Here is a 15,080-nt window from a genome sequence, read left to right as displayed (position 1 = left end):
AGGGCGGCACCCCGGACCGCCGGGGTGCCGCCCTCGTCGTACCGCTCGTGCGTCAGGCGGTCTCGCCGCTGCCCAGGTGGTGGACGCGGACCATGTTGGTGGTGCCGGGGACGCCGGGCGGGGAGCCGGCCGTCATGACCATGATGTCGCCCTCGTTGTAGCGCTGGAGCTTCAGCAGCTCCGCGTCCACCAGGTCGACCATGGCGTCCGTGTTGGCCACGTGCGGGACGACGAAGGACTCGACGCCCCAGCTGAGGGTCAGCTGGTTGCGGGTGGCGACGTCCGTCGTGAACGCCAGGATCGGCTGCGTCGCGCGGTAGCGGGACAGACGGCGGGCCGTGTCACCGGACTTGGTGAAGGCGATCAGCGCCTTGCCGTGCAGGAAGTCCGCGATCTCGGCGGCCGCGCGGGCCACCGAACCGCCCTGCGTGCGGGGCTTCTTGCCGGGGACGAGCGGCTGGAGGCCCTTGGAGAGCAGCTCCTCCTCCGCCGCGGTGACGATCTTCGACATCGTCTTGACCGTCTCGATCGGGTACGCGCCCACGGACGACTCCGCCGACAGCATGACCGCGTCGGCGCCGTCGAGGATCGCGTTCGCCACGTCCGACGCCTCGGCGCGCGTCGGGCGCGAGTTGGTGATCATCGACTCCATCATCTGGGTCGCGACGATCACCGGCTTGGCATTGCGGCGGCACAGCTCGATGAGCCGCTTCTGCACCATCGGGACCCTTTCGAGCGGGTACTCGACGGCCAGGTCGCCGCGCGCCACCATCACGCCGTCGAACGCCATGACGACGTCCTGCATGTTGGCGACCGCCTGCGGCTTCTCCACCTTCGCGATGACCGGGACCCGGCGGCCCACCTCGTCCATCACCCGGTGGACGTCCTTGACGTCGTTGGCGTCGCGGACGAAGGACAGCGCGACCATGTCGCAGCCCATCCGCAGCGCGAACCGCAGGTCCTCGATGTCCTTCTCGGACAGCGCGGGCACGTTGACCGCCGCGCCGGGCAGGTTGATGCCCTTGTGGTCGGAGATGACGCCGCCCTCGATGACGATCGAGCGCACCCGGGAGCCGTCGACCTCCAAAACCTTCAGCTCGACGTTTCCGTCGTTGATCAGGATCTGGTCGCCCTTGGCCACGTCGCCGGGGAGGCCCTTGTACGTGGTGCCGCAGATCGACTTGTCGCCGGGGACGTCCTCGGTGGTGATCGTGAACTCGTCGCCGCGGACCAGCTCGACCGGGCCCTCGGCGAAGGTCTCCAGGCGGATCTTCGGGCCCTGGAGGTCCGCGAGGACGCCGACGGCCTGGCCCGTGTCCTCGGCCGCCTGGCGAAGGCGGTGGTACCGCTCCTCGTGCTCAGCGTGGGTACCGTGGCTCATGTTGAAACGGGCCACGTTCATGCCGGCCTCGATGAGCGCTTTCAGCTGCTCGTAGGAGTCGACGGCGGGGCCCAGTGTGCAGACGATTTTGGAACGGCGCATAAGGCGATCCTATCGGTTTGTTTCTGTGCGGAATATTCCGGCTGGCGGAATGTACAAATGGGCGGACTGCCGCTCAGTCGAGTTCTTCGAAGTGAGTTGTCTTTTCCCGTTTTCAGTTGTTTACCAGTGAGTAAGTCTGCCGCGCGATCTCCAGTTCCTCATCGGTCGGAACCACCGCGACCGCCACCCGCGAGCCCGCGGGCGAGATCAGCCGCGGTTCCCCGGACCGTACGGCGTTGAGCTCCGCGTCCACCGCGAGACCCAGGATCTCCAGGCCCTCCATCGCAGCTTCCCGCACCGGCGCCGCGTTCTCACCCACACCCGCCGTGAACGTCACCGCGTCCACCCGGCCGAGCACCGCGCAGTACGCCCCGATGTACTTCTTCAGGCGGTGGACGTAAATGTCGAACGCGAGCCGCGCCCGCTCGTCGCCCTCGTCGATTCGGCGGCGGATCTCCCGCATGTCGTTGTCCCCGCACAACCCCACGAGACCACTCCTCTTGTTGAGCAGTTCGTCGATCTCGTCCACCGACATCCCCGCCACCCGCCGCAGATGGAAGGTGACCGCCGGGTCCACGTCACCCGACCGCGTGCCCATGACGAGGCCCTCCAGCGGCGTCAGGCCCATCGACGTGTCCACACACCGCCCGCCGGCCACGGCCGACGCCGAGGCCCCGTTGCCCAGGTGCAGCACGATCACGTTCACCTCGGACGGGTCCTTGCCCAGCAGCCGCGCCGTCTCCCGCGAGACGTACGCGTGGGACGTGCCGTGGAAGCCGTAGCGGCGGATGCGGTGCGCGTCGGCGGTCTCCACGTCGATCGCGTACCGCGCGGCGTGCTCCGGCATCGTCGTGTGGAACGCCGTGTCGAACACCGCCACCTGCGGCAGGTCCGGGCGCAGCGCCCGCGCCGTGCGGATGCCGACGATGTTCGCCGGGTTGTGCAGCGGCGCGACCGGCACCAGGCGCTCCACCTCCGCCAGCACCTCGTCCGTGATGACCGTCGGCTCGGTGAACCGCAGCCCGCCGTGGACGACGCGGTGGCCGATGGCCGCCAGGCCGGGGGAGTCCAGGCCGAGGCCGTCGGCGGACAGCTCCGCCGCGACCGCCCTCAGCGCCGCCTCGTGGCCGGCCATCGGGGCGGTGCGCTCCCGCCGCTCGCCGTCCGCCGGGGTGTGCACCAGGCGTGAGCCGTGCTCGCCGATCCGCTCCACGAGGCCGACGGCCAGACGGGAGCCGTCGCGCATGTCGAGCAGCTGGTACTTGACCGACGAGGAGCCGGAGTTGAGGACGAGGACGCGGTGCGGGCTGGTCACGGATGCGAGCTTTCTGTGGGAGGGCGGGGTGGGAGCGGGAGTGGGAGTGCCGGGGCGGATACGGGCGGGCCGGGAGGCGTACGGGCCGGGGCCGCGGATCAGGCGGGGGTGTGCGGGGCGGCCTGCGCCTGGATGGCGGTGATGGCCACCGTGTTCACGATGTCGCTGACGAGCGCGCCGCGCGACAGGTCGTTCACCGGCTTGCGCAGGCCCTGGAGCACCGGGCCCACCGCCACGGCGCCCGCCGAGCGCTGCACGGCCTTGTAGGTGTTGTTGCCCGTGTTCAGGTCCGGGAAGATCAGCACCGTCGCCCGGCCCGCGACCTCCGAGCCCGGCAGCTTCGTCGCCGCGACGGACGGCTCCACGGCCGCGTCGTACTGGATCGGGCCCTCGATCTTCAGCTCCGGGTGCGTCGCGCGGACCAGCTTCGTCGCCTCGCGCACCTTGTCGACGTCCGCGCCCGAGCCCGACGTGCCCGTCGAGTACGACAGCATCGCGATGCGCGGCTCGACACCGAACCGCGCGGCCGTCGCCGCCGACTGGACCGCGATGTCCGCGAGCTGCTCGGCGTCCGGGTCCGGGTTCACCGCGCAGTCGCCGTACACGAGCACCTCGTCGGCCAGGCACATGAAGAACACCGACGACACGATCGACGCGTCCGGCTTCGTCTTGATGATCTCGAACGCGGGCCGGATCGTCGCCGCCGTCGAGTGCACGGAACCCGACACCATGCCGTCCGCGAGGCCCTCCTGCACCATCAGCGTCCCGAAGTAGTTGACGTCCGAGACGACGTCGTACGCCAGCTCCACCGACACGCCCTTGTGGGCCCGCATCCGCGCGTACCGCTCCGCGAACCGCTGCCGCAGCTCGGAGGCGGCCGGGTCGATCAGCTGCGCGCCCGACAGGTCGATGCTCAGGTCGGCGGCCTTCTTGCGGATCGTCTCGGGGTCGCCCAGCAGCGTCAGATCGCACACGTCCCGGCGGATCAGCACGTCGGCGGCGCGCAGCACCCGCTCCTCGACGCCCTCCGGCAGGACGACCCGGCGGCGGTCGGCGCGCGCCTGCTCCAGCAGCTCGTGCTCGAACATCATCGGCGTGACCCGGCCGCTGCGTGCCACGGACAGCCGCTTCAGCAGGTCCGCCGTGTCCACGTGCCGCTCGAACAGGCCGAGCGCCGTCTCCGCCTTGCGGGGGGTCGCGGCGGTCATCTTGCCCTCCAGGGCGAACAGCTCCTGCGCCGTCGGGAAGCTGTTGCCGCTCACGGCGACCACCGGCGTGCCGGGCGCGAGACGGGACGCCAGGGTGAGGATCTCCGCGCCGGGCTGCTCGTTCAGCGTGAGCAGGACGCCCGCGATCGGCGGCGTACCGGCCGAGTGCGCGGCCAGCGCGCCCACCACCAGGTCGGCGCGGTCACCGGGGGTGACGACCAGGCAGCCGGGGGTCAGCGCGGCCAGGAAGTTCGGCAGCGTCGCCCCGCCGAACACGAAGTCCAGCGCGTCGCGCGCCAGCCCCGAGTCGTCGCCGAGCACCACCCGGGCGCCGAGCGCGTGGGTGATCTGCGCGACCGTCGGGGCGGACAGCGAGGGCTGGTCCGGCAGGACGTAGCAGGGGACGGGCAGACGTGCCGTGAGCCGCTCGGCTATCGTCTCGCGGTCCTCCGCGGCGACCCGGTTCACCACCATCGCCAGCACGTCGCAGCCGAGCCCGTCGTACGCGCGGAAGGCGTTGCGCGCCTCGGCCCGCACCGCGTCGGCGGGCCTGCCCTTGCCGCCGACGACGGGGATGACGGACGCGCCGAACTCGTTGGCCAGGCGCGCGTTGACCGCCAGCTCGTCGGGCAGCTGCGTCGCCGCGAAGTCGGTACCGAGCACGAGGACCACCTCGTACTCCCGCGCCACCGCGTGGAACCGGTCCACCAGGTGCGCGACGAGCGCGTCGGTGCCCTGCTCGGCCTGGAGCGCCGCCGCGTCCGCGTAGTCCATGCCGTACACCGACGCCGGGTCCTGCGAGAGCCGGTAGCGCGCCCGCAGCAGCTCGAAGAGGCGGTCGGGCCCGTCGTGCACCAGAGGCCGGAACACCCCCACCCGGTCCACCTGGCGGGTGAGGAGCTCCATCACTCCCAGCTCCACGACCTGACGGCCGTCCCCGCGCTCGATCCCGGTCACGTACACGCTGCGCGCCACGCCGTGGTCTCCTGTCCGTCAAGCGAGTGTGCGACTTGTGCTCCGTATTGGCGAAAAAACACCTCGCGAGAGGCGGCCATACCCTCTTGACAGTACCTCCGCCAGTGGGTAGAGCGCTTGCCGGGTACGGGACGGTCCCGGCATGGCCGGCCGGGCGGGAGGAACATGGCCCGTGGGACAATTCGGGTGGCGCCCCGTACGGCACGACGAACCCCTACCGAGCAGGAGACACAGCACGATGCGCATCGGAGTTCTCACCGCAGGCGGCGACTGCCCCGGCCTGAACGCCGTGATCCGCTCGGTCGTGCACCGCGCGCTCACCGGGTACGGGGACGAGGTCATCGGCTTCGAGGACGGGTTCAAGGGCCTCCTCGACGGCCACTTCCGCCCTCTCGACCTGAACGCCGTCAGCGGCATCCTCGCCCGTGGCGGCACCATCCTCGGCTCGGCCCGGCTGGAGCGCGCCCGGCTCCAGGAGGCCGCCGAGAACTGCGAGGACCTCCAGCGCCGGTACGGCATCGACGTCCTCATCCCGATCGGCGGCGAGGGCACGCTGACGGCGGCCCGCATGCTGTCCGACGCGGGCATGCCCGTGGTCGGCGTCCCGAAGACCATCGACAACGACATCTCGTCCACGGACCGCACCTTCGGCTTCGACACGGCCGTGATGGTCGCCACCGAGGCCATAGACCGTCTGAAGACCACCGCCGAGTCCCACCAGCGGGTGATGGTCGTGGAGGTGATGGGGCGTCATGCTGGATGGATCGCGCTGGAGTCCGGCATGGCGGGCGGCGCGCACGGCATCTGCCTGCCCGAGCGGCCCTTCCAGGTGGACGACCTGGTCAAGATGGTCGAGGAGCGGTTCGCGCGCGGCAAGAAGTTCGCGGTGATCTGCGTCGCGGAGGGCGCGCACCCGGCGGAGGGCTCCATGGAGTACCGCAAGGGCGAGATCGACCAGTACGGGCACGAGCGCTTCCAGGGCATCGGCACCCGGCTCGCCAAGGAGCTGGAGAAGCGCCTCGGCAAGGAGGCCAGGCCCGTGATCCTCGGCCACGTCCAGCGGGGCGGCACCCCGACCGCGTACGACCGGGTGCTCGCGACCCGGTTCGGCTGGCACGCGGTGGAGGCCGCGCACCGGGGCGACTTCGGCATGATGACCGCGCTGCGCGGCACGTCCATCACGATGGCCCCGCTCGCGGACGCGACGACGCGCCTGAAGACGGTGCCGTCGGACCGGATGCTGGAGGCGGAGTCCGTCTTCTGATGCCGGTCTCCGACCGGCGCCCGTCGGCGTGGCTGTGCGGGCGGCCTTGACCGTACCCCCGTGACGATCAAGGCCGCTTGTCGTCGGGCCTCGCGGCCGAAATCCACTCTTGAGCCCCTCCGCCGTTTCAACAAGGCTTGGGGCTTGTCCCGGACACGTCCCGACCCTGTCCGGGACGGCGAGGGAAGGGATCGCTGATGGCCGACGGGGAGCGAGCCCCCGGACCACGGGACGTCCATGACCCCGCCGGGTTCATCGCCCGGTTGCAGGCGCTCAAGGACTGGTCCGGGCTGACCTACCGGGAGCTGTCCGCCCGCGCCGAGGCCGTCGGCGAGAGCCTGCCGCGCTCGACGGTCGCCAACATGCTGTCGCGTACGACCCTGCCGCGCGAGGAACTGCTCGTCGCGTTCGTCCGGGCGTGCGGGGCGGGCCCCGACGAGGCGGAGCGCTGGCTGGCCGCCCGCAAGCACCTGGCCGCCCGCCGGGGCACCCACGACGGCGCCCCCGGTGACGGCGCCCCGGCGGAGCCGGACGCGTGGGCGGACCGGGACGCGCGCCCCGGGCCGGACGGGCGCGCCGCGCCGCCGCACACCGCGGCCCCGGACGGCCCCGCGCGGGACGACCGGGCCGAGGACCAGGAAGCCGAGGACCAGGAAGCCGCGGATTACCAGCGCGCGGGCCACCAAGCCGGGGACCCCCGCCCCGTAGACCCCACACCGGCCGACCCCACCCCAGCGGACCGCCTGACCCGGGAGCGGCGGGTGCGGGATGTGCGGGAGTGGGCCGGGCGGGCTCTCGTGCCGGTCGTGGGCGGGGTCGCGCTCGTCGTGGCGGTCACGACGGTCGCCTCGTACGTCGGTGACGACGAGGACCGCCACCCGTCCGCCGCCGCCCCGCCCGCCGCCGGGAGCGTGGACATCCGCGCCGTGCACTCCGGGCTGTGCCTCAACGAGCGGCGCGGGCAGCGGAGCGGGCAGGTGTACCAGGTGGACTGCGCCGGGGCCGTCGTGCCCCGCTACTCCCTCGCCCGCCTCGACGGCGGCCTGTGGCGGATCGCGTCGGACCACCCCGACTACGGCCCCGGCTGCTCCGGCATACCCGCCGAGACCGCCCGCGAGGACGGCGCGCCGCTCGTGGACCAGGAGTGCGGCAAGCGCGGTGCCCGCGAGGCGTTCCTGATCGAGCCCCTGAACGGCGACCCGGCGCGCGGCCACCGCCTCCGCAACGCCGCCACCGGCCTGTGCCTCACCGTGCCCGGCGCGTCCCGCGCGCAGTGGACGCCCGTCGTCCACAAGCCCTGCGCCCCGGACGGCACCGGTCAGCTCTTCGCCTTCCCCCACCGCCCGGCCGACCGCTGAGAGCCCGGGGCACGGCGCGGGGCGGGCGGGCCCTACGGCCGGGCCAGGGACCAGAAGTGGTCGACGATGCGGTCCAGGTACTCGCGTCCCGCCTGGCCGCCGCTGCCGCCCGAGTCGCCCCAGCTGTACGTGGCGACCATCCGCGCCTGGTAGTCGGCGTGCAGCCGCTGGAGCACGTCCTCCAGCTGCTCGCGGCGCATCGGCAGCAGCTTCGCGGCCGGGCGGACGTACGCCTGCCAGCGCGTGGTGACCGCGTCCCGCAGCAGTTCCGCCAGCTCGGCGTCGCGTCCGGTGGCGTTCACGAGTTCGCGCGGGCCCAGGCCGAGGGCCTGCGCGAGCGCGGTGGTCTGCCGTTCGTTGCCGCGCCAGCGGCCGGACTCCTCCATCTTCAGGTACGCCTTGGCGTCGAGCCCGATCCGGTGGGCCAGGTCCTCGGGGGCCAGGCCGCGCGCCAGGCGGTGCTCCCGCAGGGTCGTCGCGGCGGCCAGCAGGTCGCCGGGCGCGCACCACAGCACGCCCGCGAGCGCGGTCAGCTCACGGGCGTCGGGGTGGGCGGCGCCGCGTTCCCAGGCGATGACGGTCTCGGGCGGGACGTTCAGCCCGTACTGCGCGCGGAGCCCGTACGCGACGTGGCCGGGCGCCATGCCCAGGCCCTCGCGGAGGCGGCGCGCGGCGAGGGCGTTGAACGGGGGCGTCGGAGCGGCGGATCGGGGGTGCACGCGCACAAGCTAGGTGCGGATCGTCACTTCTGGCTACGGTCCGTTCGAACAACGGGGAATGTTGGAGGAATGTCCAGGGGGCGTCAGCGGGTCCCCGGGAGCCAGCGGTACTGGAGTTCCGGGCGTCCGACCTGCCCGTACTGCGGGCTGCGCTCCGCACGGCCCGCGGTCACCAGGTGCTCCAGGTAGCGGCGCGCGGTGATCCGGGAGATGCCCACGGCGGCGCCCGCCTCGGCGGCGGTCAGCCCCTCGGGCGCCTCGCGCAGGGTGCGGGTCACGGCCGCGAGGGTCGGCCCGCTCAGGCCCTTGGGCAGCGCGGCGGGCTGCGGGGCTCGCAGCGCGGCGAGCGCCCGGTCCACCTCGTCCTGCCCGGACGCCTCGCCGACGGCGGCGCGGAACTCGGCGTACCGGACGAGCCGGTCCCGCAGCGTGGCGAACGTGAACGGCTTCAGCACGTACTGCACGACCCCCAGGGACACGCCCTCCCGTACGACCGCCAGATCCCGCGCGGACGTCACGGCGATCACGTCGGCGGAGTGCCCGGCGGCCCGCAGGGAGCGCAGCAGGTGCAGTCCGTGGCCGTCGGGGAGGTACAGGTCGAGCAGGATCAGGTCGACGGGCGTGCGTTCGAGGAGCCGTACGGCGGCGGCCCGCGAGTGGGCGACGCCGACGACCTGGAAGCCCCGCACGCGCCCGGCGTACAGGGCGTGCGCGTCGGCGGCCACGGGGTCGTCCTCCACGACGAGCACCCTGATGCCGGGCGCGCCCGGGGGAGCGTCGCCCGCCGCGCCCGCGCCCGGGTGTCTGCCCGCGTCCCTGTCCACGCTCATCCCCGCACCTCCGCGCCCGCACCCTCGCCCGGAGTCCCGACAGCCCGCCCCGCAGACCCGGCACCCTCGACGGGCGCCGGGTGCGCGGGAGACGGTACCCGTTCCGTACGCGCCCCCGCCCGCGCCCGTACGCCCCCGAGCGGAAGCCGTACGGTGAACTCCGCGCCGCCCTCCCCGGCCGTGCCCAGCTCCACCCGGCCGCCCGCGCGCCGGGCCGCCTGGCGCACCAGCGGAAGCCCGATGCCGCGCCCGGGACCGCGTGTGGACCAGCCACGGGTGAACACGTCCTCCGCGTCGGCGGGCGGCACGCCGGGGCCCGTGTCCGCGACCCGCAGCAGCAGTTCGCCGCCGGTCGTGCGGAGCGTCACCGTCACCCGGGAGCCCGCCGAGCCCTGCGCGGCCTCCACGGCGTTGTCGATCAGGTTGCCCAGGATCGTGACCAGGTCCCGCGCGGCGAGGCCCGGCGGCAGCACCCGGTCGTCGACGCGGCTGTCCTCCGTCAGGACCAGTTCGACGCCCCGCTCGCTGGCCTGCGCCGACTTGCCCAGCAGCAGCGCCGCCAGCACCGGCTCGCCCACCGCGTCCACCACCTGGTCCGTCAGCGCCTGCGCCAGTTCCAGCTCCGCCGTGGCGAAGCCGACCGCCTCGTCCACCCGGCCCAGCTCGATCAGCGAAACGACCGTGTGCAGCCGGTTCGCCGCCTCGTGCGCCTGCGCCCGCAGCGCCTGGGTGAAGCCGCGCTCGGAGTCCAGCTCCCCGGACAGTGCCTGGAGCTCGGTGTGGTCCCGCAGCGTCACGACCGTGCCGCGCCGCTCCCCGCCGACCACCGGCCGGGTGGACACGACCAGCACCCGGTCGTCCGTCAGGTGCAGCTCGTCCTCGCGCGGCTCGGCCGCCAGCAGCGCGCCCGTCAGCGACGGCGGCAGCCCCAGCCCGGCGACCGGGGTGCCCACGGCGTCCCCGGGCAGGCCGAGCAGGTCCCGCGCCCCGTCGTTGACCAGCGCGATCCGCCGCTGCCCGTCCAGCATCAGCAGCCCCTCGCGCACCGCGTGCAGGGCGGCCTGGTGGTAGTCGTGCATCCGGCTCAGCTCGGTGGCGTTCATGCCGTGCGTGTGCCGTCGCAGCCGGGCGTTGATCACATACGTGCCGACCGCGCCCAGCGCCAGCGCCCCGCCCGCGAAGCCGAGCAGCGCGGTGACCTGGTGCCGCAGCTGCTCGCTGATCCGGTCCACGGTGATGCCCGCGCTGACCAGGGCGACGATCCGGTCCCGGTCCCACACGGGCGTGACGGTCCGCACCGACCGGCCGAGTGTCCCGTCGTACGTCTCCGTCAGCGTCCCGCCGCGCTGCGCCGCGTCGATGTGGCCGAGGTACGTGCCGCCTATCCGGTCCGGCTCCGGGTGCGTCCAGCGCGTCCCGTCCGGGGCCATCACCACCACGAACGTCACGCCGTGCTCGCCGGTCAGGGCGTCGGCGTACGGCTGGAGGGCCGCCGTCGGGTTCTCCGACCGTACGGCGGCGACGACCGAAGGGGACCGGGCGACGGCCGTCGCGGTGGCCGTCGCCTGACGGCGGGCGGTCTCCTCCGCCTCGGCGAGGTCGGTCACGTACGCGAAGACCGCGCACCCGGCCACGATGACCGCCACGAGCACGGCCTGCATCGCGAAGAGCTGGCCGGCCAGGCTGCGGGGGCGGGGGAGGCGCATGCGGCAAGTCTGCACGGCCGGAAACGCGTGAACGAAACGCACGCAACGGTGACCTGCTTCACAGCCGTGGTGGATAGTCGCGGGGATCCACCGGGACGTGGAGCGAACACTTCGAGGGAGGACCCCGTGGCCGCACGGCGGGAACGTACCCACTATCTCTATCTGGCCGTCATCGCGGCGGTCGTGCTCGGCATCGCCGTCGGCTTCGCCGCGCCGGACGTGGCGAAGGAGCTCAAGCCGCTCGGCACCGGCTTCGTCAATCTCATCAAGATGATGATCTCGCCGGTGATCTTCTGCACGATCGTGCTGGGCGTGGGCTCGGTCCGCAAGGCCGCGAAGGTGGGAGCCGTCGGCGGTCTGGCCCTCGGGTACTTCATGGCCATGTCCACCGTCGCCCTCGCCATCGGCCTGGTCGTCGGCAACCTGCTGGAGCCCGGCTCGGGGCTGCACATCACCGAGGAGACCCGCGCGGCGGGCTCGCAGCAGGCCGAGGGGGCCAGCGAGAGCACCGTCGACTTCCTGCTGGGCGTCATCCCCAAGACGCTCGTGTCGGCGTTCACCGAGGGCGAGGTCCTCCAGACGCTGCTGGTCGCGCTGCTCGCGGGCTTCGCGCTCCAGGCGATGGGCAAGGCGGGCGAGCCGGTGCTGCGCGGCATCGGGCACATCCAGCGGCTGGTCTTCCGCATCCTGGCGATGATCATGTGGGTGGCGCCGGTCGGCGCGTTCGGCGCCATCGCGGCGGTGGTCGGCTCGACCGGAATGGACGCGCTGAAGTCGCTCGCCGTCATCATGCTGGGCTTCTACGCCACCTGCGTCGTCTTCGTCTTCGTCGTGCTGGGCGCGCTGCTGCGGCTGGTCGCGGGGGTCAGCGTGTTCGCGCTGTTCAAGTACCTGGCGCGGGAGTTCCTGCTGATCCTGTCCACCTCGTCGTCCGAGTCGGCGCTGCCGCGCCTGATCGCCAAGATGGAGCACCTGGGCGTCAGCAAGCCGGTCGTCGGCATCACCGTGCCGACGGGCTACTCCTTCAACCTGGACGGCACGGCGATCTACCTGACGATGGCCTCGCTGTTCGTCGCCGAGGCCATGGGGCAGCCGCTGGCGGTCGGCGAGCAGATCTCGCTCCTCGTCTTCATGGTCATCGCGTCGAAGGGCGCGGCGGGGGTCACCGGCGCGGGACTCGCGACGCTCGCGGGCGGACTCCAGTCGCACAAGCCGGCGCTGGTGGACGGCGTGGGCCTGATCGTCGGCATCGACCGGTTCATGAGCGAGGCGCGCGCCCTCACCAACTTCGCGGGGAACGCGGTCGCGACCGTGCTGATCGGCACCTGGACGAAGGAGATCGACAAGGCGCGGGTCGCGGAGGTCCTCGCCGGGCGGGCGCCGTTCGACGAGACGACGCTGCTGGACGACGGGCACGGCCCGGCCGCCCCGGACGACGGCGACGCCGACGGCTCCGGTGCGCCGGAGCGGCCCGCGCGGGCGGGGGAGCCCGCCGAGGTCTGACGCCCGGAGGCGGCGGTACGGGCACGGGCGCGGGAGCCGGAGCAGGGCCGGCCCCGCGCCCGTACACGTAGGGGTCCGTCCGGTCGTACCGCCGGTAACATGGCGCGCGCATGACACCCAACCCGTACGGTTCATGGCGCCCGTACGGCCGTGACACCCGTACGCGCACCGTCCGCACGCCCCGACGACGACCGCCACCCGCACCGGTGTGAAGGGATGGACCCCCCATGTCACGTCTGGCCCGCACGACCGCCGCGCTCGCCCTCGCCCTGGCCCTCTCCGTCACCGCCGCCCTCCCGTCGGCGACGGCCGCCGCGCCCGCCGCCCCGGAAGCGCCCGCCTCCGAGGCCCTCCGGGACGTGGTCCTGGTCGGCAACAGCGCCGACGGCACGGTGAGCTTCCTCGACGCCCGTACGTACCGGAACCTCGGCACCCTGGACGTCGTCCCCGACCTGGAGGAGGTCCTGCGCGGCATGGACCCGCTGCGCCGCGCCGCGTACGAGGTGGTCAGGCAGCAGGCGGGCGGCGACAAGTTCGTGGACGACGCCCATCTGTCGCCGGACGGCCGCACCCTGTACGTCTCGCGCGGCAACCTGGGCGACACCGCCGCGTACGACGTGGCGACCGGCCGCCAGCTGTGGCGGACGCACCTGGCCGGGCTGAAGGCCGACCACGCGGCGCTCTCCGCCGACGGCCGCACCTTCGTCGTGTCCGCCATCACCGCCGCCAAGGCGCAGACGATCGACACGGCGACCGGCCGCATCACCGGCGAGTTCCCCACCGGCACGTACCCGCACGAGAACATCTACTCCGCCGACGGGTCCCTCATCTACAACATGTCCATCGGCGTGACGTCCCTGCCCAAGGCCCTGAACTTCCTCAAGGGCAGCAAGCAGGTCACCGTCGTGGACGCCAGGACCCTGAAGGTGGTCCGCACCCACACCTTCGACAGGGGCGTCCGCCCGGCCGTGATCACCCCGGACGGCCGGACGATGTACGCGCAGCTCTCCTACCTGAACGGTTTCATCGAGTACGACCTCGAAGCCGGCCGCACGGTCCGCACCGTCGAGATGCCGTTCAGCCCGGCGGGCGCGGCGCTGAAGCCGGACGACTACCCGCAGAACTCCGCGCACCACGGCATGGCCATGAACGCGGCGCGCGACAAGCTCTGCATGGCCGGGACCATCGACGACTACACGGCCGTCGTCTCCCGCCCGGCCCTCGCCACGGACGGCTTCGTCCACTACCCGCAGGGGTCGCTGCCGTACTGGTCGGTGACCGGCCCCGACGGCGGCACCTGCTGGGTGACGCTGTCCAACCGGGACGAGGTGTCGGTCGTCGACTACGCGACGGCCGAGGAGGTCGCGCGGATCAAGGTCGGGGACTTCCCGCAGCGGGAGCGGACGGGCCGCGTGGCCCCCGAGGCGCTGGCGGGCCTCACGCCGCAGGAGTGACGCGACGCTTGCCTTGACGCCGACGTCAACCCGTACGTTCACAGGCATGCGAATCGGCGAACTGGCCCGGCGCGCCGGGGTCACCACCCGCACCCTGCGCTACTACGAGTCGCGCGGGCTGCTCCCGGCGCGCCGCGGCGACAACGGCCACCGGACGTACGGCGAGGACGACCTGCGGCTGCTGCGGCAGATCCGGGTCCTCCAGGACTTCGGCTTCGGTTTGGAGGAGACCCGGCCGTTCGTCGAGTGCCTGCGCGCCGGTCACCCGTCCGGCGACGCCTGCCCGGCCTCGCTGGCCGTGTACCGCCGGAAGCTGACCGGACTGGACGCGCTGATCGACCAGTTGGGCACCGTCCGCGCGCAGGTCGCCGCGCATCTGGAGGCCGCCGAGGCAACCGCCGCCACCGCGTACGAAGCACCCGAACCCCGCTGCCAATTCGGAGGGCCCACCCCATGAGGACCGTCACCGACGCCGACTTCGCCACCGAGGTCCTGTCCGCCGACCGCCCCGTCCTGGTCGAGTTCACCGCCACCTGGTGCGTCCCCTGCCGCATGCTCGGCCCCGTCCTGGAACGCGTCGCCGAGGAGCACGCGGACGAGCTGGACGTGGTCACGGTGGACGTGGACACGAACCCGGAGACGGTGTCCCGCTACGCCGTGCTGTCCACCCCGACGACGTTCCTGTTCGAAGGCGGCGAGCCGGTCCGCTCGGTGGTCGGAGCCCTCCCCGAGCGCCGCCTCCTCACGGCCCTGTCCCTCACGCCCCGCACCTGAGGGCCCCGCGCCGCGCGCCCGCGCCGGGGACCGCCAGGGCTCAGGGCGCGCCGGTGCCCTGCCTGCGGCCGGCCGTGCGCTGGTTCACCGCGATCAGGACGACGCCGGCCACCATGAGCGCGCTGCCGGCCATGGTCCCCCACCGCCGGATCACGAGGTCGTCCGCCAGCAGCCCGAAGACCACCTGACAGCACAGGGCGGCGGCGACGGCCAACTGCGCCCAGCCGTAGAGGCGCGGGCGGCGGACAGTCCCCCGGTTCACGGGAAGCACCCAGCCACGTGTGATCGCCGCGACACCCGACGCGGCGATCAGCAATGCCAGCGCGACGACCGCCATGCCGAGGTAGACCCTCATGCCGCCTCCCTCCGGCCCGGCCCTGAACCGGACACCCGCGCGATCATGGCACCTCCCACGCCCCGCGTCCACGGCCCGCCTCCCGGGCGGCCGCACGCGCCCGGCACGCCACCAGCGGGGAGCCGAGTCGCGGGGC

The 15,080-nt window shown here is 73.1% G+C and carries 13 protein-coding genes; 6 read left to right on the top strand and 7 right to left on the bottom strand.

Annotation, left to right across the window (positions count from 1 at the left end):
* Nucleotides 1-52 precede the first annotated feature (52 nt).
* The 3 genes from pyk to pta form a co-directional block, all read right to left on the bottom strand.
* Nucleotides 53-1,483, bottom strand: coding sequence for a pyruvate kinase (gene pyk / locus J116_RS07540; protein WP_023586485.1), 1,431 nt, complete (start codon nt 1,481-1,483; stop codon nt 53-55).
* A 112-nt stretch (nt 1,484-1,595) separates the two neighbouring features.
* Nucleotides 1,596-2,798 (bottom strand): acetate kinase, encoded by a 1,203-nt coding sequence (locus tag J116_RS07535; RefSeq protein ID WP_023586484.1) that lies wholly within the window; start codon nt 2,796-2,798, stop codon nt 1,596-1,598.
* Between the two features lie 98 nt (nt 2,799-2,896).
* Nucleotides 2,897-4,981 (bottom strand): phosphate acetyltransferase, encoded by a 2,085-nt coding sequence (gene pta, locus J116_RS07530; protein ID WP_023586483.1) that lies wholly within the window; start codon nt 4,979-4,981, stop codon nt 2,897-2,899.
* A 238-nt stretch (nt 4,982-5,219) separates the two neighbouring features.
* On the opposite strand from pta, the gene J116_RS07525 reads away from it, so the two are divergent.
* Nucleotides 5,220-6,245 (top strand): ATP-dependent 6-phosphofructokinase, encoded by a 1,026-nt coding sequence (locus J116_RS07525; RefSeq protein ID WP_023586482.1) that lies wholly within the window; start codon nt 5,220-5,222, stop codon nt 6,243-6,245.
* A gap of 197 nt (nt 6,246-6,442) precedes the next feature.
* Nucleotides 6,443-7,603: a helix-turn-helix domain-containing protein gene (locus tag J116_RS29870; protein ID WP_051203434.1), complete on the top strand. Its 1,161-nt coding sequence runs from the start codon at nt 6,443-6,445 to the stop codon at nt 7,601-7,603.
* Nucleotides 7,604-7,635: 32 nt separating this feature from the next.
* Here the strand turns inward: J116_RS29870 and J116_RS07515 are convergent, their stop codons facing one another.
* The 3 genes from J116_RS07515 to J116_RS07505 form a co-directional block, all read right to left on the bottom strand.
* Complete coding sequence (locus J116_RS07515; protein WP_107487095.1) at nt 7,636-8,247, bottom strand: helix-turn-helix domain-containing protein; 612 nt, start codon at nt 8,245-8,247, stop codon at nt 7,636-7,638.
* Nucleotides 8,248-8,405: 158 nt separating this feature from the next.
* Nucleotides 8,406-9,152 carry a response regulator gene (locus tag J116_RS07510; RefSeq protein ID WP_023586479.1) on the bottom strand — a complete coding sequence of 249 codons (747 nt, stop codon included), beginning with the start codon at nt 9,150-9,152 and terminating at the stop codon, nt 8,406-8,408.
* On the bottom strand, nt 9,149-10,858 hold the full coding sequence (locus J116_RS07505) for a sensor histidine kinase (RefSeq protein WP_023586478.1): 1,710 nt from the start codon (nt 10,856-10,858) through the stop codon (nt 9,149-9,151). Before J116_RS07505 ends, J116_RS07510 begins: the two co-directional genes overlap by 4 nt.
* Nucleotides 10,859-10,984: 126 nt before the next feature.
* Between J116_RS07505 and J116_RS07500 the strand changes: the two genes are divergently transcribed.
* The 4 genes from J116_RS07500 to J116_RS07485 all read left to right on the top strand — a co-directional run bounded on the left by J116_RS07500 (nt 10,985) and on the right by J116_RS07485 (nt 14,589).
* Nucleotides 10,985-12,361 carry a cation:dicarboxylate symporter family transporter gene (locus J116_RS07500; protein ID WP_023586477.1) on the top strand — a complete coding sequence of 459 codons (1,377 nt, stop codon included), beginning with the start codon at nt 10,985-10,987 and terminating at the stop codon, nt 12,359-12,361.
* A 227-nt stretch (nt 12,362-12,588) separates the two neighbouring features.
* Nucleotides 12,589-13,815: a YncE family protein gene (locus J116_RS07495; RefSeq protein WP_023586476.1), complete on the top strand. Its 1,227-nt coding sequence runs from the start codon at nt 12,589-12,591 to the stop codon at nt 13,813-13,815.
* Nucleotides 13,816-13,861: 46 nt separating this feature from the next.
* Nucleotides 13,862-14,272: a MerR family transcriptional regulator gene (locus tag J116_RS07490; protein ID WP_023586475.1), complete on the top strand. Its 411-nt coding sequence runs from the start codon at nt 13,862-13,864 to the stop codon at nt 14,270-14,272.
* Nucleotides 14,269-14,589 (top strand): thioredoxin family protein, encoded by a 321-nt coding sequence (locus J116_RS07485; protein ID WP_023586474.1) that lies wholly within the window; start codon nt 14,269-14,271, stop codon nt 14,587-14,589. The genes J116_RS07490 and J116_RS07485 overlap by 4 nt, the downstream gene beginning before the upstream one ends.
* A 40-nt stretch (nt 14,590-14,629) precedes the next feature.
* On the opposite strand, the gene J116_RS07480 is transcribed toward J116_RS07485, so the two are convergent.
* Nucleotides 14,630-14,944: a hypothetical protein gene (locus J116_RS07480; protein ID WP_023586473.1), complete on the bottom strand. Its 315-nt coding sequence runs from the start codon at nt 14,942-14,944 to the stop codon at nt 14,630-14,632.
* Nucleotides 14,945-15,080 lie beyond the last annotated feature (136 nt).

The sequence above is a fragment of the Streptomyces thermolilacinus SPC6 genome (assembly GCF_000478605.2).
Classification (GTDB): domain Bacteria; phylum Actinomycetota; class Actinomycetes; order Streptomycetales; family Streptomycetaceae; genus Streptomyces; species Streptomyces thermolilacinus.
The sequence above is the reverse complement of the archived record's forward strand: the minus strand, read 5'-3'. Positions and strand labels throughout refer to the sequence as shown.